General features: G+C 71.6%; 18 protein-coding genes and 3 tRNA genes. 13 read left to right on the plus strand and 8 right to left on the minus strand.

Annotated features, from left to right (window positions below; all coding sequences use genetic code 11):
• Nucleotides 1-33: 33 nt before the first annotated feature.
• From crcB to FB554_RS13055, 4 genes are read right to left on the minus strand one after another with little or no spacing between them, the layout of a single operon-like run.
• A complete protein-coding gene (crcB, locus tag FB554_RS13040; RefSeq protein WP_142006737.1) occupies nt 34-420 on the minus strand; it encodes a fluoride efflux transporter CrcB in 387 nt (128 codons plus the stop codon).
• The gene (locus FB554_RS13045) at nt 413-856 is read right to left on the minus strand and encodes a fluoride efflux transporter FluC (RefSeq protein ID WP_236022397.1); all 444 of its coding nucleotides are present in this window, start codon (nt 854-856) and stop codon (nt 413-415) included. The genes crcB and FB554_RS13045 overlap by 8 nt, the downstream gene beginning before the upstream one ends.
• Before the next feature lie 57 nt (nt 857-913).
• Nucleotides 914-2,713 carry an ABC transporter ATP-binding protein gene (locus FB554_RS13050; protein ID WP_142006741.1) on the minus strand — a complete coding sequence of 600 codons (1,800 nt, stop codon included), beginning with the start codon at nt 2,711-2,713 and terminating at the stop codon, nt 914-916.
• Complete coding sequence (locus tag FB554_RS13055) at nt 2,710-4,503, minus strand: ABC transporter ATP-binding protein (RefSeq protein ID WP_142006743.1); 1,794 nt, start codon at nt 4,501-4,503, stop codon at nt 2,710-2,712. Before FB554_RS13055 ends, FB554_RS13050 begins: the two co-directional genes overlap by 4 nt.
• A gap of 76 nt (nt 4,504-4,579) precedes the next feature.
• Between FB554_RS13055 and FB554_RS13060 the strand changes: the two genes are divergently transcribed.
• Entirely contained in the window at nt 4,580-5,215 is a 636-nt protein-coding gene (locus FB554_RS13060) for a hypothetical protein (RefSeq protein WP_142006745.1), read from the plus strand.
• A gap of 3 nt (nt 5,216-5,218) precedes the next feature.
• Here FB554_RS13060 and FB554_RS13065 read toward each other — a convergent pair whose 3' ends face one another.
• A complete protein-coding gene (locus FB554_RS13065; RefSeq protein WP_236022398.1) occupies nt 5,219-7,012 on the minus strand; it encodes an alpha-amylase family glycosyl hydrolase in 1,794 nt (597 codons plus the stop codon).
• A gap of 21 nt (nt 7,013-7,033) precedes the next feature.
• Entirely contained in the window at nt 7,034-8,245 is a 1,212-nt protein-coding gene (locus tag FB554_RS13070; protein ID WP_142006747.1) for a polysaccharide deacetylase family protein, read from the minus strand.
• Nucleotides 8,246-8,532: 287 nt separating this feature from the next.
• On the opposite strand from FB554_RS13070, the gene FB554_RS13075 reads away from it, so the two are divergent.
• On the plus strand, nt 8,533-10,425 hold the full coding sequence (locus FB554_RS13075; RefSeq protein WP_142006749.1) for an SPFH domain-containing protein: 1,893 nt from the start codon (nt 8,533-8,535) through the stop codon (nt 10,423-10,425).
• Nucleotides 10,422-11,804 (plus strand): SPFH domain-containing protein, encoded by a 1,383-nt coding sequence (locus tag FB554_RS13080; protein ID WP_211344604.1) that lies wholly within the window; start codon nt 10,422-10,424, stop codon nt 11,802-11,804. Before FB554_RS13075 ends, FB554_RS13080 begins: the two co-directional genes overlap by 4 nt.
• Nucleotides 11,805-11,900: 96 nt before the next feature.
• Here FB554_RS13080 and FB554_RS13085 read toward each other — a convergent pair whose 3' ends face one another.
• Complete coding sequence (locus FB554_RS13085) at nt 11,901-13,358, minus strand: LVIVD repeat-containing protein (protein ID WP_211344605.1); 1,458 nt, start codon at nt 13,356-13,358, stop codon at nt 11,901-11,903.
• 162 nt (nt 13,359-13,520) lie between these two features.
• On the opposite strand from FB554_RS13085, the gene FB554_RS13090 reads away from it, so the two are divergent.
• From FB554_RS13090 to FB554_RS13105, 4 genes are all read left to right on the plus strand, one after another.
• Nucleotides 13,521-14,201 carry a DUF305 domain-containing protein gene (locus FB554_RS13090; RefSeq protein WP_142006753.1) on the plus strand — a complete coding sequence of 227 codons (681 nt, stop codon included), beginning with the start codon at nt 13,521-13,523 and terminating at the stop codon, nt 14,199-14,201.
• Nucleotides 14,202-14,489: 288 nt separating this feature from the next.
• The gene (locus FB554_RS13095) at nt 14,490-15,005 is read left to right on the plus strand and encodes a hypothetical protein (RefSeq protein ID WP_142006756.1); all 516 of its coding nucleotides are present in this window, start codon (nt 14,490-14,492) and stop codon (nt 15,003-15,005) included.
• 190 nt (nt 15,006-15,195) lie between these two features.
• Nucleotides 15,196-16,413 (plus strand): MFS transporter, encoded by a 1,218-nt coding sequence (locus FB554_RS13100; protein ID WP_236022399.1) that lies wholly within the window; start codon nt 15,196-15,198, stop codon nt 16,411-16,413.
• Nucleotides 16,414-16,456: 43 nt separating this feature from the next.
• Nucleotides 16,457-16,948 (plus strand): hypothetical protein, encoded by a 492-nt coding sequence (locus tag FB554_RS13105; protein ID WP_142006758.1) that lies wholly within the window; start codon nt 16,457-16,459, stop codon nt 16,946-16,948.
• 3 nt (nt 16,949-16,951) lie between these two features.
• Here the strand turns inward: FB554_RS13105 and FB554_RS13110 are convergent, their stop codons facing one another.
• The gene (locus FB554_RS13110) at nt 16,952-17,428 is read right to left on the minus strand and encodes a hypothetical protein (protein ID WP_142006759.1); all 477 of its coding nucleotides are present in this window, start codon (nt 17,426-17,428) and stop codon (nt 16,952-16,954) included.
• A 36-nt stretch (nt 17,429-17,464) separates the two neighbouring features.
• On the opposite strand from FB554_RS13110, the gene FB554_RS13115 reads away from it, so the two are divergent.
• The 6 genes from FB554_RS13115 (at nt 17,465) to FB554_RS13140 (ending at nt 20,049) form a co-directional block, all read left to right on the plus strand.
• Nucleotides 17,465-18,481 (plus strand): PHP domain-containing protein, encoded by a 1,017-nt coding sequence (locus tag FB554_RS13115; protein WP_142006760.1) that lies wholly within the window; start codon nt 17,465-17,467, stop codon nt 18,479-18,481.
• 106 nt (nt 18,482-18,587) lie between these two features.
• Nucleotides 18,588-18,660: transfer RNA gene (locus FB554_RS13120), tRNA-Glu, on the plus strand.
• Between the two features lie 24 nt (nt 18,661-18,684).
• Nucleotides 18,685-18,761 (plus strand) — tRNA-Asp (locus FB554_RS13125).
• A gap of 9 nt (nt 18,762-18,770) precedes the next feature.
• Nucleotides 18,771-18,846, plus strand: a tRNA-Phe gene (locus tag FB554_RS13130).
• Between the two features lie 94 nt (nt 18,847-18,940).
• Nucleotides 18,941-19,594, plus strand: a complete 654-nt coding sequence (locus FB554_RS13135; protein WP_170206881.1) for a copper resistance CopC family protein — start codon at nt 18,941-18,943, stop codon at nt 19,592-19,594.
• A gap of 248 nt (nt 19,595-19,842) precedes the next feature.
• On the plus strand, nt 19,843-20,049 hold the full coding sequence (locus FB554_RS13140; RefSeq protein WP_142007609.1) for a DUF3073 domain-containing protein: 207 nt from the start codon (nt 19,843-19,845) through the stop codon (nt 20,047-20,049).
• Nucleotides 20,050-20,058 lie beyond the last annotated feature (9 nt).

Consider the following 20,058-nt stretch of genomic DNA (forward strand, 5'->3'; position numbering starts at 1 on the left):
GACCGATCTTTCGCCGACCCTGGTCCTAGGACCTCAGACGAGAGCGCCGATCCACCACCCGAGCCCCGCCGCCGCGGTGGCGCCCACGACGACGCCCAGCCCGGTCAGCAGCCCGGCCGCCCACCGGCGCTCCTGCAGCAGCCGCACCGTCTCGAGGCTCGCGGTCGAGAAGGTGGTGTAGCCGCCCAGGAAGCCGGTGCCCGCCACCAGCTGCCACTCGGCCGGCAGCGCCCGGGCGGCGACCAGGCCGGTGAGCAGCCCGAGGAGGAACGAGCCGCTGAGGTTGATCGCGATCGTGCCCCACGGCAGCGCGCCGGAGGTGCGCTCGCGCACGAACCCGTCGATCACGAAGCGCGCGGCGGCGCCGAGTCCGCCTGCGACACAGAGCAACCCGAAGACCACGGGCGTGACGTCACCCACCGCGCGCCTCCCGCGATCGGTGCGTGACGGCGGCGAGCGCGATGCCGGCGAAGGTCGCGGCGGCGCCGACGACCACGGTGAGGAGGGCGTACGTCAGGCCGGCGGTGGTGCGCCCGTCACCGAGCAGCCGGGCCGCGTCGGTCGCGAGCGTGCTGTAGGTCGTGAAGCCGCCGAGCAGCCCGGTGCCGAGCAGCAGCCGCACCGGGCGGCGGCGGCCACCGTCGGGGCCGCGCCGGGCGAGCCCGTCGAGCAGCCAGCCGAGCAGGAAGGCGCCGACGACGTTGATCACGAGGACCGCGACCGGGATGCCGTCGACGGGCGGGAACGCGAGGCTGATCCCTTCGCGCGCACCGGTGCCCAGCGCGCCGCCGACCAGCACCAGCAGCAGGTACGCCGGGCGCAGGTGCGGCGGTCGATGCCTGGCCTCCGGTGTCACGCAGGACAGCATGGCGAGGCCGGGCGCGCGAGTCGAGCAGCAGCGACCTCGTGCTGGTCAGCGGTATCCCGCCGCCTGCAGCGCGTAGAGGTCGGCATAGCGACCGCCCGCCGCCATCAGGTCGGCGTGCGTGCCGACCTCGGCGACGCCGCCGTCGGCGAGCACGATCACCAGGTCGGCCGCCGCGACGGTGGAGAAGCGGTGGGTGATGAGCAGCGTGACGCCGCCACGCCCGCCGGTCGCACGAGCCGCCTCGGCGTAGCGGTCGAAGAGCGCGTGCTCGGTCGCGGGGTCCAGCGCCGACGTCGGCTCGTCGAGCACCAGCAGCAACGGGTCGAGCCGCACCATCGCGCGGGCGACCGCGAGCCGCTGCCACTGCCCGCCGGAGATGTCGACCCCGCCCGGCCAGGCGGCGCCGAGCTGGGTGTCCAGCCCGTCGGGGAGCGCCCGCAGCACGTCGCTCGCCGAGGAGTCCTCGAGCGCGCGCAGCACCCGCGAGTCGATCTCTGCCCGCCCTGCGTCGAGGACCTCCACCGACCCGGCGCCGACCGCCTCGCGGGCGGTGAGCTCGAGCCGGGCGTGGTCCTGGAAGGCGCCGGAGCACCGGGCGCGCCAGGCCGGCAGGTCGAGCGCGCGCAGGTCGACGCCGTCGACGAGGATGCGGCCGGAGGACAGGTCGTGCATGCCGGTGAGCAGCTTGACCAGCGTCGACTTGCCGGCGCCGTTCTCGCCCACGACCGCGACCACCGCGCCGGCCGGCAGGTGCAGGTCGATGTCGCTCAGCGACTCCCGGTCGGCACCCGGATAGCGAAAACCCACGCCCTGCAACCGGATTCCGTCGGTCAGCCGCGCGGGCGGGGCGGCCGTCCCGGCGTGCTCCTCGTCGACCGTCCGCGCGTAGTCCTCCAGCCACCGATAGCGACTGACCGCGCGCAGCGCGCCCGACAGCCCGCTGATCACCCACTGCAGATCGGTGACCGACTCGCGCAGCTGACCGACGACCAGGACGCCCGTGACGAGCCGCCCCGGGTCGATCCGGCCATCCAGCGCGTCACGCACCATCCAGGCCAGGATCGCCGCGGCCGCGCCGAGGTAGCCCACCGCGAGCACGATCGACCACCCGGCGGTGCGCACCTCGGCGGTGCGGTGCGGGTGACGCCACCGGGCGGCCTCGCGCGACAGCAGGTCCAGCGCCCACCGGCGAGCGCCGAGCACGCGCAGCTCGGACGAGGCGACCGGTGCCGTCGCCGCGCCCAGCAGGTGCGCGCTGCGGCGACCGGCCTCCGCGCCCGCCTTCTCGGCCTCCGCCTCCCACTGGATCGACCGGCGCCCGAGCCAGGTGGCCGGCAGCGCGACCGCGAGCAGCAGGAGCAGCCGCCAGTCGGCGGTGGCCGCGACGACGATCGTGATGACCGGTCCGGCCAGGTTGTTGAGCACGTTGACCAGCAGGTTGTACGCCATCCCCACCCTCCCCAGCCGCTCGGCCAGCGCCTGGGCCTGGTCCTGGTGGGCCGGGTCCTCGAGGTGGTCGAGCGTGGCCGCCTCGCCGGACAGCTGTCCCACGCGCAGGTCGATGGCGTGACCGACCCGCTCCATCAGCACCAGCCGCGACTCCACCCCGACGATCACCAGGAGGAAGTTGAGCGCCCGGGAGAGCACGAGCCCTCCAGCGCCGAGCAGCACGAGCGTCAGGTCGCGGGCCGCCAGGCCGCCCACGACGAGTCCGGCGAAGAGCGGGAAGAGCGCCGTCAGCACCCGGGAGACGACCTCGAGCAGCGCGGCCACCGCGTGCCCGCGGCCCTGCTCCCACGCGATGCGCGTGACGAGGCGCAGCGAGGTCCACCAGCCGCCGTTCATGCCTGCACCCGCCCACCGGCCGAGGCGAACCGCGCCGCCTGCAGGCGGAACATCCGGGCGTAGTCGCCGTCGCGGGCGAGCAGCTCCTCGTGCGAACCGTCCTCGACGATGCCGTCGGGGCCGAGCACGACGATGCGCTCGGCGTGCCGCACGCTGGACAGCCGGTGGCTGACCAGGACCGTCGTGACGCCGCGGGTGACCTGCAGGAACCGGTCGAAGATCTGCGCCTCGGCCCGCACGTCGAGGGCCGCGGTCGGCTCGTCGAGCACCAGCACCCCGGCGCCGCGGCGCACGGCGAGCAGCGCCCGCGCGAGGGCGACCCGTTGCCACTGACCGCCGGAAAGGTCTGTGCCACCGGCATATCCGGGGTCGAGCACGGTGTCCCAGTCGCCGCCGACGCGCCCCAGCACGTCCTCGCCCGCGGCGTCGGCGAGCGCCTCCTCGAACGCGCCGGGCTCGCGGCCTTCGGACATCGTCACGTTGTCGCGCAGCGACAGGTGGTAGCGCACGAACTCCTGGAAGATCACCGCCACCCGACGGCGTACGTCGTCGGCGGCGGCCGGGTCGAGCCCGTCGATGCGCACGGTCCCCGCGTCGGGTGGGTAGAGCCCGCACAGGAGCTTGATCAGCGTCGACTTGCCGACGCCGTTGACGCCGACGATCGCGACTGACTGCCCCGCCGGGACGTGCAGGTCGAGCCCGCGCAGGGTGGGCTCGGTGCGCGAGGGGTAGGTGAACGTCACGTCGTCGAGGTCGACGCGCGCGGCACCGCGTCCGGCGGCGCTCGCCGCGGTCGTGAGGGCCGGCAGGCCGGCTGCGCCCCCGACGAGCTCTGCCAGCCGCAGCTCGGTCTCGCGGGCCCGCCCGCTGCGCACGCTCTGGTCGCCCAGGGCGCCGAAGGAGGCCAGCCCGTCGATGCCCTGGACGATCGTCACCACCGCTCCGACGCCGACGGCCCCGACCCAGGCGTCGCGCACCAGCCACGCCAGCGCGGCAGCGATGCCCGCCGAGAGCAGCACGGCCCCCGCGAGGGACCGCCGCATCGCACCGCGTCGGGCGCGAATGCTGTTGTCGTTCACCGCTTCCCAGGTGCGTGCGTACTCCCCCAGCAGCCACGGGGTGAGCCCGAACAGGCGCACCTCCTTGGCCGCGTCACGGACCGTCAACCGCTGGAACAGATAGCGGGCGCGGCGTCGCTCGACCGAGCTCTCGGTGAGCAGCTCTCGGTTGACGACGTCGATGTAGCTGGTGAACAGGTGCCCCTGCACCAGCTGCGCCAGCAGCACCCCGAGGGCGATCCACCACGACCACGAGGCGACGACCACCAGGGCGGCCACGCCCGTCGCGCGGATGGCGAGCACCCGCCAGACCGAGCCGATCTCCTGCAGCCCCACCGCGGAGCGCACGTGCTCGGTGAGCGCGGCCACCCGGCCGGCCTGCTGCGGGTCCTCCAGGTGGCCGATGCCGTGCGGCGCCAGCGCGGCCTCGGCGATCATCCGGTGCCGCTGCTCGGTGAGCCGCACCTGGTGCACCGCCCCGACCGCGTCGAGCGCGGCCATCGCGACGGGCTGGGTGATCATCCCGGCGACGACCAGCGCGAGCCAGGTCCAGACCGGGTCGCCGTCGACCACCGCGGTGACCAGCCGACCGGTCGCGACCATCGTGGCGAACGACGCCACCGCCGCGAGCACGACCAGCCCCGGGCCCACCACCGTGCCGAGCGGGTACGCCCGCCGCGCGTGCCGCCAGAACGTCACCTCGCGCTGCCACCGCTGAGTCGTCTGCGTCATCTGCCTCCCCCTTCGTCGCCGTCGCGGCGACGCTAGAAGTCGACCTACTTCGACGACAAGACAATATGCTGAGTAGGTGACGACGCACCCCGAACCGCCCGACGAGCAGGTCATCACCGACCCCGAGGTCGCCCGCCTGCTGTCCCGCCGACAGGCCGCGCTGCACGTGAGCTCCTTTCTGGATCAAGACCGGTCGATCGCCGAGTCGGCCGCGCGGCTCGAGCGGCCCATCGGCCAGGTGCACCACTGGGTGCACCGGCTGGTCGCGGCCGGCGTCCTGCGCGTCGTCGAGGTGGTGCCCCGGGCCGGGCGTCCGATCAAGCGCTACCGCGCGGTCGCCCGCTCGTTCCGGCTCCCGGCCGCGCTGGTGCCGCCCGAGCACTACGAGCAGCAGATGGCCTTGATCAACCGTGAGGTCGTCGATGCCGTCGCATCGGTCGCCGACATGCCCAACCAGGACCTCACGATCCGCCTTGGCGAGAGCGGACAGGTGTCGTTCAACCGTCTCTCCGACCGCGGGGTGGCGTCGTCGCTGCACTCGCTGCAGACCTCGATGGGCGGCCTGTTCCTCACCGAGGAGCAGGCCGACGAGCTGTGGTCCGAGCTCGACGCGCTGCGGCAGAGGTGGGCCGAGGCCGGCCACGACCGCGGCACGCCCGGCACGGTCCCCTACCTGGTCCAGCTCACGATGGTCCCGCGCCCCGAGCGCTGAGCCTCAGCCGGCGAGCCCGTAGACCAGCACCGAGTAGGGCGCGATGCTGACCCGCACCCGCGTCTGGCCGTTCTCCTCGAACGCGTCGGCGTCGCTGCCGAGGTCGCCGTAGTCGTCGCTGTAGATCTTCGCGTCGCTGTTGACGAGCAGCCGCCAGCGTCCGCCGGCGGGCACCGGCACGACGACGTCGCGCCGCTCCTGGGCCGAGGCGTTGACCACCACGAGCACGTCGTCGCCGGGTCCGCCCTGCGCGCGCCGGACGTACGCCATCAGCTTGGCCTGGTCGTCGAGCAGCGTCACTGCGGTCTGCTGGCCGCGCAGACCCGCGCTGGCGCCGGATGCGTTGCGGCGCAACCGGATCAGGTCGGCGTAGAGCCGCTCGATGCCGTGGTAGGTCTCCTTGAGCGACCATTCCAGCGGCACGTCGTCGCGGAACCACTCGTCCTCGAGGAACTCCTGTCCCTGGAAGAGCATCGGCACGCCCGGGCTGGTGAGGGCGAGCGCGGCGCCGAGGGTCGAGCGCTTGCGGGCGTGCCAGGCCCGCGGGTCGTTCCCGTCGATCTCCTCGGGGAGGCGCGCCTTGCCGTTGGCCACCTCGTCGTGCGACTCGGTGTAGACGACCCGCTGGAACGCGTCGTCGTTGTAGCGGGTGGTGACCGCCTCGGCCAGCGAGCCCATCGAGCGGCTGCCGTCGTCGAGCGCCTTCATCGCCGACCGCACCGGGTGCACGAACGCGCCGTCCCACTGGGTGTGGAACCCGGCGCCGTCGCCGCGGGTGATCTCGGGCTTGCGCTGCATGTCCTCGGCGATGAACACCACGTCCGAGAACTGTTGCTGCAGAGCGGAGTTCACGTCGTGCATGAGCGACCAGCCCTCGGGCAGGTCGCGCCCGCCGCCGTCGACGCTGCGGATGTAGGGCGTCATGTCCCAGCGCAGCCCGTCGACGTGGAAGTCGCGCAGCCACGACTGGGCGTTGTCGAAGATGAACTGCCGCACCTCGGCGCGGCCGTAGTCGGGGCGGGTGTCGCCCCACGGCGTGCTGGACCGGTCGTCGTTGAAGAAGTAGATCCCGCCCTTGCCGTTCTCGCTCCACCCGTCGAACTGCCACAGGTCGAGGTCGCTCGGGCCGAGGTGGTTGTAGACGACGTCGAGGATCACCGCGATGCCGCGTCGGTGCGCTTCTCGCACAAAGGTTTTCAGCGCGTCCGGCCCGCCGTAGACCGACTCGACCGCGAAGATGTGCGCGGGGTTGTAGCCCCACGACCGGTCGCCGGCGAACTCCATGATCGGCATGACGTGCACCGCGCTCACGCCCAGCGCGACGAGGTGGTCGAACTTGCTGAAGGCCAGCGCGAACGTGCCGGGCCGGTTCGGGTCCTCGGTGAAGAACGAGCCGATGTGCAGCTCGTAGATCACCAGGTCGTCCATCGGCGGAGCCGCGAAATCGTCGCCCTGCCAGTCGAACTCGGCGTGGTCGTAGACGACTCCGTTGCCGACGGAGGAGGTGACGCGGCGGGCGTACGGGTCGATCTTGCTGAGCTGCTGGCCGCCCGCGCCGGTCAGCCGGAACTTGTACTCCGCGCCGCTCGTGACGCCCGGCACGTCGACCGACCACCGCCCGCCGTCCTCGCGCTGCAGCGGCACCGGCCGCTCGTCCCAGCCGGTGAAGTCGCCGACGACCGAGACGTCCTGCGCGAACGGTGCCCAGACCCGGAAGGTCGTGCCCCCGTCGTACGTCGTCGCGCCCATCCCGGGACGCGTGCTCGCAGCGCTGGTCTCACCGGGGTTCTGGCTCATGGTCGGCCACGCTAGTGGCGCTCAGGCCAGGTAGGACGCCCAGCCCTCGCTCGGCGCGCTGCCGAGCTTGCGCAGCTTCTTCAGCACCTCCGGGTCCTGCAGGTCGAGCCAGTCGCACAGCTGCCGGAAGGACACCAGCCGGGTGTCGGGCTCGGCGGCCATCTGGCCCATGACCTCCTCGACGGCCTCCATGTAGATGCCGCCGTTCCAGTTCTCGAAGTGGTTGCCGATGACCAGCGGCGACCGGTTGCCGTCGTAGGAGCGGCGGAACCCGGCCATGAACGAGTCGACCGTCTGCTTCTTCCACTTCGGGCGCTGCGCCTTGTCGCCGTTGACGTCGCCCGACTGGTTGGCGAGGAAGTTGTAGTCCATCGCGATCACCTCGCGGTCGGACCCCGGCATGGGCACGGCCTGCAGCGACAGGTCCCAGATGCCCTCGACCTTCTTCGGCCAGGTGGGGTAGCGCGCGCCGCTGGAGTCGTAGCGCCAGCCCAGCTCGGCCGCGGCCTTGCGCAGGTTGTCGACGCCCTCGAGGCAGGGCGCGCGCCCGCCGACGAGCTCCTTCTCGTAGTCGAACGGCAGCGCCGGCAGGTCGGTGATCCCGGTGTTCGTGCGCCAGGTCTTGACGAACTTCTTGGCCTGCTCGATCTCGGACTTCCAGTCCTCGACCGACCAGCTCGCCACGCCCTTCTCGCCGCAGAAGTGGCCGTTGAAGTGGGTGCCGATCTCGTGGCCCGCGAGCCAGGCCTTGCCGATCTGCTCGATCGTGCTGCGCACGAACCGGTCGGGGAAGTAGCCGATGTCGGACGCGCCCTGCTTCTTGCGCGGCGGGGAGTAGAGCATCTTCTTGCCGCCGGGGAGGAAGTAGATCCCGGTGAGGAAGTACGTCATCGACGCGCCGTGCCGCTTGGCCACCTGCTGGAAGTGGCTGTTGAGCTTCAGGGAGGTCTCGCCGCCGCCGTCCCAGGAGATCACGACGAACTGCGGCGGCTTCTCGCCCGGCTTCAGCCGGGTCCAGCGCGGCTGGTGCGGCTGCGGGCCCGTGTCGGACGTCGACCCGTCGCCGATCGGCTTGCCCGCCGGCCGGGTCGTCGTGGTGGTGCTCGGCGGCTTGCGGCCGCCGCCGGTCTCTCCGGCCGAGACCGGCTCCTCCTTCTCCGAGCTGCAGCCGGCCAGCAGCGCCGCGCCGGCCAGCCCGCCTCCGATCACGGTGCGACGTCGAACGTCGGTCATGGTGCTCTCCCCCGTTGTCCCTGCGTCCCCATCGGTGCCGGGGACGCACTCCAGGGTCACCCAGACCACCCGCGGCAGGGGTTAACCGTGTCGGCATGTCGGATGACGAGTCGGCAACGGGACCCGGCCGAGGACGTACGCCAGGGTCGGGTGGGAGCCGATCGGCGCCTTCGCGCGTCGCACGAGCAGCGGCGACCCCCGGTCCCGACGCCGCCACCCGTGAAAGACTCCCGGCGACGGGTGCCCGTGACGCCACGTCACGGGGGGACGCGAGCGAGGAGGGCCCTATGGGGCGAGCACAACAGATCCGCGAGGCCGCGCAACAGATCGCGCAGGGCGGCGGGGTGCAGCAGGCCGTGCAGCAGGCGGTGCAGGGGGTGACGCAGCAGGCAGCCGAGCGGCTGCCCGGGGGGCTCGACCCCTCCGACTTCGCCACCGCGCGCACCCAGGGGTTCTCGACCGGCACGCGCATCGTGCAGCAGACGACCTCGCTGGAGAACGCCAGCGAGACGCTGAACCAGTCGAGCTACCAGCCTGGCCCGAACGGCGTGCTGCACGTCATCACGCCGATGGTCATCCCCAAGGGCCGCCGGTTCGTCGGGATGCTCCCGGTGCTGGTGCTCGCGATCGTCGGCATCTTCGGCTTCGTGGCGCTGATCCCCACCGACGGGCTCAACGTCGCGCTGTTCGGCCCGCACTACTGGGTCATCCTGCTGCTGCTCGCCGCGTTCCTGTGGTGGCGCCTCGGCATGGTGATGGTCCCCGAGGGGTGCCAGGCCCTGATCAGCCGCTTCGGCAAGGTCGAGAACCAGGTGGGCCCCGGTCTGGTGACGCTGTTCAACCCGTGGAAGCGGGTGTCGTACATCGTCAACACGACGCGGGAGTACCCCTACAACGCGCCGATCCACCAGGCGCCGACCAAGAGCGGCGTGCAGGCGAGCGTCGACCTGTTCCTGCAGTTCCGGATCGTCGACCCGCGGCAGTTCATCTTCTCCCTCGGCGCGGTCCAGGGCTTCCAGGACAAGCTCAACAACGCGATCTCGGAGACCACCCGCTCGCTGATCTACGAGCAGGAGGCCGCGGGCATCTACGACCTCGTCGGCGAGAGCACCCAGCGGCTGCTGGAACAGCTCAACACCCAGTTCGCGCCGGCCGTGGAGTTCACCCACGCCAACATCACGCACGCGGAGCCCTCCAGCCAGGAGTACCGGATGGACCTCGCCGCGCCCGAGATGGTGCGGGTGGCCAAGGAGGCCTACACCTACGAGTACGAGCTGCAGCTGAAGAAGGAGCAGAACGAGGGTGACCTCAACCGCGACCTCGCCTCGCTCAACGAGACGCTGAGCTCGATCCAGGCCGACATCGCGAAGTACCAGGCGCAGATGGACACCGCGCTCGAGCGCGAGACCAACCGCGCGACGGCGATGGCGCGCCAGCGGTTCGTCGAGGCCGAGTCCGAGGCCAACGCCAACGCGGCGCTGCTCGAGGCGCAGGCGCTGGACATCCGCGCGATGAGCGCGGCCGAGGCGCCCGAGATCCTCGACTACCGGTACCAGCAGGACCTGCTCGCCCGCCTCGAGCAGGTGCGCGACAGCCTCCCGCAGATGGTGCAGATCGGTGGTCAGGACGAGAGCGTCGACTACCTCAAGATCGCCCAGGGCCTCGTCGGTGGCGGCAGCGCCAACCTGTTCAGCGCCGAGGAGCTGGACCAGATCCGGCAGCGCCGCGACGAGATCTCCGCGCGCATCAGCTCGCGGGAGAGCTCGATCACCGAGCTGCTCAAGCCGCCAGAGACCCCGGAGATGGAGGAGCTGGCCGAACCCAGCAGCGACGAGGAGCTGCCGGGGGCCGAGCGGATGGAGGAGATCCGCCGCTCGGTGTCGGTCGACGAGCCGACCGGGGCCGGTACGCCCGAGCCGGCCGCCCAGCGTCCGGCACCTCGTGGACCGGGTGGCGCGAGCCCCGCACCGGCCGGGCCGGCGCCGGGCGGACCCCGCCCGGGTGCGGACGGCGTACGGCAGGCTCCGGCCACCGACCCGACCGCGGTGCCGATGGCCCAGGCCGGGGACCCGAACGCCACGCAGGGGCTGCGGCTCGGCGAGACTCCCCCGCCCCCGCCCCCGCCGCCGACCAACGACCGACACCGGCTTCCCGGCCAGGGTGAGGAGGGCCAGCGATGAGCGCCCCGATGCAGGAGGAGATGGCCTCGCGTCCGCGCGGAATGTCATCGATCAAGGAGGCCCTGGGCAGCTGGGGTGACATCCGCCAGCTGCTGCGCGGCGGCGACCAGGGTGCGATCGTGCCGGTCGTCATCCCCAAGGACGGCCGCGGCCTGCGCTGGCTGACGCTGGTCTGGATCGCGCTGTGGGCGTTCCTCAGCGCGGGCATCGCGACCACGACCGACGCCGACTGGGCAATGGTCCCACTGCTGCTGCTGGGTGTGCTGTCGCTCGCGGGCGCGGCGCTGTGGTGGTGGCGCTCCTCGATCATCGAGATCGAGGAGGGCACCGTCGGCGTGCTCACCAAGTTCGGCGCGATCTCGGGCCCGGGCCTCACGCCCGGTCGTCACTACCTGTGGCACCCGTGGGCGCGGGTGGCGTACGTCGTCGACGTCACCACCGAGATCCCTTACAACGCACCGGTGCTCGCGTGCCCGACGCACGAGAACGTCCCGCTGAAGTCGATCGAGTTCTTCCTGAAGTTCCGGATCGTCGACGCGCTGCAGTTCGTGCAGCGCATCGGTGCCGGCAACTTCGACCTGGTGCTGTCGAACTCGGTGCAGGACGCCATCCGGCAGCGCTCGCGGCAGGTGCGCACCGAGCAGGCCTACGACCTGCGCGGCTCCGACGTGCAGGACATGCAGGACCTGCTCAACCGGCAGCTGGCCCGCTACGGCGTGCAGATCATGGGGTGCAACATCCCCGACGTGCAGCTGCCGACGCAGTACCGCCAGCACATCTCCACGCGCGAGCGGGTGGCCAAGGAGCTGCAGGCCTACGAGAAGGAGTGGGACCTCACGCGCAAGCGCCGGGTCGACACCCTGCTCATGGACATCGAGCGCTCCAAGAAGGTCCGCGACGCCAAGGTCGTCGAGGTCAACGCCTCGCTGAACCAGGCCCGCAAGGACGTCGCCCAGATGCTCGAGGAGCAGGAGACCGAGGCGCAGAAGGTCAAGTACGAGATCGAGACCCGCGGCCGCACCAACCTGGTGGCCGCCCAGGGTGAGGCGCGGGCGCAGGAGCAGCTGGCGACGGCGTACCGCGACAACCGGGCCGTCCTCGGCTACGAGCTGGCCCGGCGTCGCCTCGACGTGGGCGCCCAGCTCGCGCAGCACGCGCCGCAGCCGGTCATCGTGCAGACCGACGGCGGCGGCTCGGACAGCTCGGCGCTGTCCACCCTGCTGCTGGCGCAGATGCTGCCGCGGCTCGGCGAGCAGCAGTCCTCGACCCGGCCGAAGCCCCGGCAGGTCTCCTCCGAGACCGTCGACACCGCGCAGCAGGCGCTGACCGACGCGGCCAAGCAGATGATCGGCAACCGGTCGGGCGGCAAGCAGGGCTGACCGCCGTACGTCCACGGCAACGACCCCCGTCCCTCACCGTGAGGGACGGGGGTCGTTCGCCGTTGCCCGGCGAAGGGCCGGGCGAGCAGTGCCGGGTCAGCCGCGCGGGACGTACGGCTGGGACTGCGGGTTGAACTCGTCCATCTTCACGCCGGCGGCGGGAGCGACGTCCTTGCCGGTGACGCGCAGCACGTCGAGCCCCTTGCCGAGGTCGGAGGAGTAGATGTGCCCGTTGTAGTAGTACGACGACCAGGTGCCGCCGCCGTCGTCGCCGGCGGCCGGGCCGCGCTCGAAGTAGGCGATCTCGCGCGGGTTGGCCGAGTCGGTGAAGTCCCACACGCTCGTGCCGCCCATGTACCACGACTGCACCATCAGGTCCTTGCCCTTGACCGGGATGAGCGAGCCGTTGTGCGCCACGCAGTTCTCGGAGTCGAACTGGTCGCGCGAGATCTTGAAGTAGGACTTGAACGACAGCCGGTTGTCCGAGCCCAGGTCGTAGATCGCGTCGGCGCCGCGGGTCGGGCCCACGGCGTCGTTGCAGGTCGCCGCGCCGCCGCCGCCGAGCTCGTCGGTGAAGACGACCTTGGTGCCGGAGTTGTTGAACGTCGCGGAGTGCCAGAACGCGAAGTTGGGGTCGGTGACCCGCTCGACGACCCTGGGGTTCACCGGGTCGCTGATGTCCATGATGATCCCGTCGCCCATGCACGCGCCCGCGGCGAGCTTGCGCGCCGGGTAGGCCGTGATGTCGTGGCAGCCGGAGGTGTTGGCGAGGCCGCCGTCGGGGAACAGGTTCGGCGTGCTGACCACCTTGGCCGCCGTCGGGTTCGCCTTGGGCACCTCGACGATCGAGATCGAGTCGTGCGGCGGCGCGCAGTCGGGGTAGGCCGCGTTGGGGGCGTAGCTCGAGACGTAGAGGTAGTCGGTGCCGGCGTCACCCGGGACCAGCGTCTGGGTGTGCGAGCCGCAGCTGGTCTCGACCGCCTTGAGGTAGCGGGGGTTGGTGGGGTCGCTGATGTCGAAGATCTTGATGCCCTCCCAGCTGTCCTTCTGGGTAGCCGGCTGCGAGGTCGAGGCGCACGAGTCGTCCGAGCGCGAGGAGTCGGTGCCGAGGTAGAGCAGGTTGCCCGAGACGCTCACGTCGTTCTGCGCGCCGGGGCACACCACCTGGGAGAGCATGCGCGGGTTCGCCGGCTTGGAGACGTCGTAGATCGTGAAGCCGTCGTAGTTGCCGACGTAGGCGCGGTTGCCCTCGAACGCGATGTCGGTGCCGGTGCTGTCGGCCAGCGGCCCGGCCGGGTTCACGTTCTTCAGCAGCTCCATGTTGGCGCTGCGACCGATCTGGTCGGGCGCCAGCTGGGTGCCGGACAGGCCGATGCCCGCCGGCTTGCCCGTGCCGGCCTTGGACGAGGTGCTGGTCCGGACGCGGTCGTCGCCGTCCGGGCCGGAGCCGTCGCCGGGGTCGGCGCTGGCGGCGGAGATGCCCAGCCCGAACGTCCCTGCGAGCAGGGCGGCGGCGAGCGTGGACAGTCGGCGGTGCGGTCGCCGAGATCTCATGAGCGCTCCCATCTGAGAGTGACCGGCGCCTGCGCGCGCGGTCGGGGATTCGCTCAGCATCGCCTGGGGTCGCGTGCCCCGGGCCGGTCCGCACGTTCAAGAGATGGTCAAGAAATGCCAGCGGTCCCCCGCTCCGGTCCCGCCGCGGGTGAGGATCGGCGCATGCCTCTCGCCCCCGGCCTGCGCGTCGCCGCCGCCGTCGCCGTCTGCTGCGCGGTGCTCACCGGCTGCAGCGAGGACGCCGCGCCCCGGTCGAGCGCCACCTCCCCCGACGCCCCGGTGCTGCAACCCGGGCGGCCCGGGCAGGACAACCAGACGCTCACCGGCACCCGCGCCGTGCCGAGCCCGAGCGCCAAGGCCAGCCCCGCCGACGTGCGCTTCGTGCAGAACATGATCGTCCACCACGCGCAGGCGCTCACCATGGTGGACATCGCGTTCGGCGGGCTCACCGACGGCCAGGTGCGCTCGCTCGCGTCACGCATCCGGGCCGAGCAGGGGCCGGAGATCGGCTACATGAAGCGCTGGTTGGAGAAGCAGGGCCAGCGGGTGCCGCCGCAGGCGACCAACACCCGGATGGCCGGCGGCCACGACCCGTCGATGCCCGGGATGGCCTCCAAGCAGCAGCTGCTCACCCTGCAGAACGCCTCGGGCCCGGCCAAGGACCGCACGTTCCTCAACCTGATGATCACCCACCACCAGGGCGCGATCTCGATGGCGCTGCTGCGCGACAAGTCGGGCGGCACCGACGCCGACATCGAGAAGCTCGGCGGCGACATCCGCTCCAGCCAGGGCAGCCAGATCACCCGCATGGAGAAGCTGCGCGCGGGCCTGCCCGCCGCCTGACCCGCGCTCCCGGGCAGCGGACGCGGGTTCATGGAGGGATGCTTCGACCAACCGGACGTGGATCGCCAGCTACAAGTACGAATATTGGCAGCCAGTGAACTACGCCCTTTGCTCGGGCGGGGGCTTTTCCGCACGTGCAAGGTGGTCTCGCGCACCGCCCTCAAGACGAGCATTGACCTTTGGGTAATGGCACCTCGTTGGCGTCGTAACGTCGTCTTGTGAGGGGTATTATGGACCGCGCCCAGACTGGGTCAAGAACGCCGTGAACATCTAAGAAGGGGCCCGCCTGTGAACGCAGCAGGGCTGGATCCGCGTGCCCGCTTCATGGCTGACACGCTTACGGCAGCGGCCGACCTGGAACGTCGCCTCGATGGCCCCGCGGTACACGCCGTGGAGTTCCGAAACGACGTAGCAGTCATCCACTGGGTGCGCGGCAGTGCGATCTGGGATCCCTCGCGGGGAGTCAGTGCCTGCGCAGCCGAGCTGGAAAGGGATTTCCCCGGCGACGTCAGGCCACAAGGCTCGACGGCCTTCGATCCCGAACAGCCATGGGCGGAACTGCTATACGACCTCGGAGCCAACATCGATCTTCTCGGCAGGCAAGGACTGTGCTTGCGTTACACCCGGGTAGCGCACACCCCTTCACCGTCAGAGACGGATGCGGCAGATGTTCGGCTCTCCGACGGTCGCTCCACGTTCCACTTTGTCGTGCCGTTGAATGACATCCATGTCGGCCTGCCAGACGCACTGCAGAGCCAGATCGCCCGCTCACCAGATGGATTCGCCGCACCGATGTATATGTAAAGGGACTGCTGAAGGTTCGGTTGACACCTGACCTGTGGGGAACCGAGGGGTTTCCCAGGTCAGGCCACGACTGGCGTAGATCCGGACGAGTTCCGGGCGGCGTGGAGGTCGTACACTCGGACACCGAACAGGGCTCCGCGTGGCTGTGAGGTGGGACAGCACGCACCGCCTCGTCCTCCCCGGAGAGCCCGTGTCGCAATATCGCTCCTTGTTCGGCCTGACCGGCCTGACGTACGTCGTCGTCGCCTTCCTCGGTCGCATCCCCCTGGCCATGAGCCAGCTCGGCGTCATGCTGCTGGTCGCCGACGACACCGGCAGCTACGGCGCAGGGGGCGCGTGCGCGGGTGCCCTCGCCGTCGCCAACGCGGTCGCGGCCCCGTGGTGGGGCAACCGGGCCGACCGGTTCGGGCAGCGCCCGGTCGTGCTGATCCAGTCGCTCGCCGCGGCGACCGGTCTGCTCGTGGTGCTGGCGCTGGTGCCGACCGACCTGGCCTGGGGCTGGGTCGCGGTGGCGGCGACGGTCGCCGGGTTCTTCCTGCCGCAGGTCGGTCCGCTCGCGCGGGTGCGCTGGCGCCCGGTCGCCGAGCGGGCCGGCGCCCCGAGCAAGCTCGTCGACACGGCGTTCTCCTACGAGGGTGCTGCCGACGAGGCGGCCTTCGTGCTCGGCCCGGCCCTGGTCGGGGTGCTCGCGCTGCTCGGGCCGTCGGTCGCGCTGTTCGTCGCGGCCGCGATGCTGGCGGTGTTCGGCACCTGGTTCGCGCTGCACGAGACGGCGCGCATCACCTTCCAGGCGCCCGAGGACGAGGGCACCAGCACCGCACGGCTGCTGACGCCCGCCCTGCAGGTGCTGTGCCTGGCGCAGCTGGCGATCGGCAGCGTCTTCGGCTCGGTGCAGAACGGCACGAGCGTGCTCGCCACCGCCGCCGGCCAGCCGGGGCTGACCGGCCTGTTCCACGCGCTGCTCGGCATCGGCAGCGTGATCGCCGGACTGTCGCTGACCGTGCTCCCGGCCCGCTGGAGCCTGCCGGCGCGGCTGCGCTGGTTCGCGCTGGCGTTCGTGCTGCTCGCCCTGCCGCTGCTGCTCGTCGACTCGCTCGCCCAGCTGGCCCCGGTGCTGCTCGTGCTGGGCCTCAGCGTCGCGCCGTACATGATCACCACGTTCACCCTCGGCGAGCGGGTGACGGCCCCGAGCCGCACCGGCGCGGCCATGACGCTGCTCGCGGGCGCCACCGGTCTCGGGTACGCCGTCGGCGCCGCCGTCGCCGGCCGTCTCGCCGACCACGGCGGCCACACCCCCGCCTTCGCCGTCACGATCTGCGCCGGCGCGCTGATGCTGCTGACCGCGTGGCTCGGCGGCCCGGTCCTGCAGCGCGGCCAGCGCCCCCGCGCCCTCGTCGACGCGGACTGAACGAGACCGACGGAGCACGAGCCGAGACCAATACAGTGGCGATATGACTGCGCGCAGCTTCCTTCGCTCCCCCGCCGGCAAGAACCTCACCTCGGCCGCGATCGCCGGGGTCGTGACCTATCTGCGGCCGGCGCGGGTGCCAACCTGGGCGCGGCGCAGCCTGCTGGCGACCAACACCGCGGGCACGGGCACGGCGATGCTGCTCGGCACCGACGCCAAGGCAGGTTCGGCCGCGCCGCTCGCCGGGAAGCTCGGCTCCAAGGCCGGCCCGGTCGAGGGCGTCGCGGGCGCGCTCACCGCGGTGACCGCGGGCGTCGGGCTGCTCACGTCCAAGCCGGGCCTGAAGCTCGACGCGAAGGTCGAGCAGATGCTGCTGAACCGCGGCGTCCGCCGCCCGCGCCTGCTCATGGCCGTCGGCGCCGTGGGAGTGGTGTACGTCATCGGCGTGGTCACCGAGCGCGCCGCCCAGGCGGCCGAGAAGAAGGCGGCCGAGATGCAGAACGACGAGCGCGCCCAGCTGCCGCGCACCTCCTGAGGCTCAGCCCCGCCAGACCAGCAGGAACGCCGCGACCAGGCCGAGCGCGAACGAGACGTAGGCGTACGGCTTGCTCGTGCGCACCACCACGTCGGCGACCTCGCCGCTGGCGCCCACGTCGGTGAGGCGCTGCTGGACGCTGCGGCGCACCTGCACCCGCCGCTGCCGGCCGGCCGACGCGTCGCGTCCGCTGGCGATGCTGCCGAGCGGCACGATCAGCGCGATCACGAGCAGCAGCAACGGGATCCGCACGGCGTCCAGACCCCACTGCGCCTGCGCGAGCGCCGCGGCGGCGATCAGCAGCACCCCGGTCAGCGCCACCGCCGTCTGCCAGGTCAGGGTCACGACCCGCGCCCGACGCGGGCTGCCCTTGGCGGCGACGACCAGGCGCTGGAGGTACTTCGCGCGCAGCGTGCGGCGCATCCACCAGACCCACAGGCCGGCGAGCACGAGCACGACGGGCACGAGCCAGGTCCGCATGCGGGGACCCTATCGAGACCGCTCTAGGCTCACGGGATGGAGCCGTTGGACGCCCTGCGCCGGATCGCCTTCCTGCTGGAGCGCTCCCGGGCCGGGACCTATCGCGTCAAGGCGTTCCGCACCGCTGCCGACACGGTCGTCAAGACACCGCGCGAGGAGCTCGAGTCTCGTTCTGCCGCAGGCACGCTCAGCGACCTGCCGGGCATCGGCAAGGCGACCGAGAAGGTCATCCGCGAGGCGCTCGCGGGCCAGACGCCGACGTACCTCGTCGAGCTCGAGGAGGCCGCGCCCGAGCACCTCACCGAGGGCGGTCTGGCCTATCGCGAGGCGCTGCGCGGCGACTGCCACTGCCACTCCGACTGGAGCGACGGCGGATCCCCGATCCAGGAGATGGTGGCGACCGCGATGGAGCTGGGCCACGAGTACCTCGTGCTCACCGACCACTCCCCCCGGCTGCGCATCGCCAACGGCCTGTCCAAGGAGCGCCTCGGCAAGCAGCTGCAGGTGATCGACACGATCAACGCCCACGTCGACGGGTTCACCCTGCTCAAGGGCATCGAGGTCGACATCCTCGACGACGGCGCGCTCGACCAGACCGAGGCGATGCTGCAGCGGCTCGACCTGCGGGTCGCGTCGGTGCACTCCAAGCTCAAGATGGGCCCGCAGGCGATGACCCGCCGGATGGTGACGGCCGTGAGCAACCCGCTGGTCAACGTGCTCGGTCACTGCACCGGGCGGCTGATCGAGGGCGACCGCGGCAAGCGTCCGCAGTCGCAGTTCGACGCGCGGGCGGTCTTCGAGGCGTGCGCCGAGCACGGCACCGCCGTCGAGATCAACAGCCGGCCGGAGCGTACGGACCCGCCGGACGACCTGCTCACGCTCGCCCTGGAGATCGGTTGCCTGTTCTCGATCGACAGCGACGCGCACGCCCCCGGGCAGCTGGACTTCGTGCAGTACGGCTGCGAGCGGGCCGAGCGTCTGGGGGTCCCGATCGAGCGCATCGTCGACACCTGGGAGCGCGACAAGCTGCTGTCCTGGGCTGCCGGAGAGTGAGCCGCGCACCTCGTTTTGGTGGTTGCGCCGGGCACCCCCTATGCTTGCCGAGTCCTCGACGGATCCGAGCTTCGCTTGGCGGGTTGGGACCTTTCGAACAGGACAGGTCCCCATCGTCTAGCGGCCTAGGACCCCGCCCTTTCACGGCGGTAGCACGGGTTCGAATCCCGTTGGGGATACACGCAAGAAGGCCTTGCAACCAAGGCCCCGTAGCGCAGTTGGTTAGCGCGCCGCCCTGTCACGGCGGAGGTCGCGGGTTCGAGTCCCGTCGGGGTCGCCAGCACTACCTGGCCAGGTAGCTCAGTTGGTAGAGCGAGCGACTGAAAATCGCTAGGTCGGCGGTTCGACCCCGTCCCTGGCCACCACCCACGACGGGCCGCGACCACTCCGGTCGCGGCCCGTCGTCGCTCCCGCCCCCCGGCCAGGGGGCACACAGGTTCACGCCCCACAATGACGCGCGTGAAAACAGCGGCACGCCCCCTCACAGTCTTCTTCGTCCTCCTCGGCCTGCTCGGTCTCGGGGTCGCGAACGCGCCCAGCGCGTCGGCCCACGACCGGTTGCTGCGGTCGACCCCCGCGGACGGTGCGACGGTCAGCGCCCCGGACACGGTCGGGCTGACGTTCAACGCCGAGATCGTCCCCGCGGGCTCGCGCATCCAGGTCACCGGCCCCGACGGGCAGCAGGTCACCTCCGGCGACGTCAGCATCGACGGCGTCTCGGCGAGCCAGGCGGTCGACATCAGCGCCCCCGGCCGCTACGCCGTGACCTGGCGGGTGACCTCCAGCGACGGGCACCCGATCTCGGGCAACTTCGCGTTCACCGTCGAGGGCGGCGCGTCGCAGACCGGCTCCGAGACCGGCACCGCGCCGGCGACGGGCGACTCGGGCACCGAGACCGGGACCGCCACCGAGGCCCCGACCAACGAGACGGCCGAGAGCCAGCCCGGCTTCGAGGCGAGCAGCAGCACCCCGCCCGCCACGCCGAGCGAGCAGGTCGACACCAACGCCACGAACAACCAGCCCTGGCTCATCGTCGGGCTCGGTGTGCTGGCGCTGCTCGTCATCCTCGGCGGCGGCTGGTACGCCCGCGGCCGGGTCCGCGACGACGCCTGAGCAAACACCCCTTCCCACCAGGGATGGCGCGGACTCCGCGCCATCCCTGGTGCCGTCTCCGGCACCGTTTCCGGCACGGTCGGCGGGGCGGCTCGCGGCATCCGGACCGATGCCCGAGCACGGCTCCGACTGAGGTACCGTTTGTCCCACGACAGAACTGAGGATCCCCGAGAGCCGTGGGTGACGACGACGCAGCACTTGCGCCGCCGTTGCTTGCCGTTCTGGGCAAACACAGAGGGGGTCACGCCATGGGGCGCGGCCGGGCGAAGGCAAAGCAGACCAAGGTGGCCCGGGAGCTGAAGTACTTCTCTCCCGACACCGACCTGAGCGCACTCGAGCGCGAGCTGCGCTCAGGCAACTCGTCGCACCAAGCCGACGAGCCGCGAGGCGGCGATCAGGGTGAGCCTGACGACGACTACGCCGACTACGAGAAGTGGGCCTCGGGCGACCGCTGAGCGGACTCC

The organism is Barrientosiimonas humi (assembly GCF_006716095.1).
In the GTDB taxonomy this organism is placed as follows: domain Bacteria; phylum Actinomycetota; class Actinomycetes; order Actinomycetales; family Dermatophilaceae; genus Barrientosiimonas; species Barrientosiimonas humi.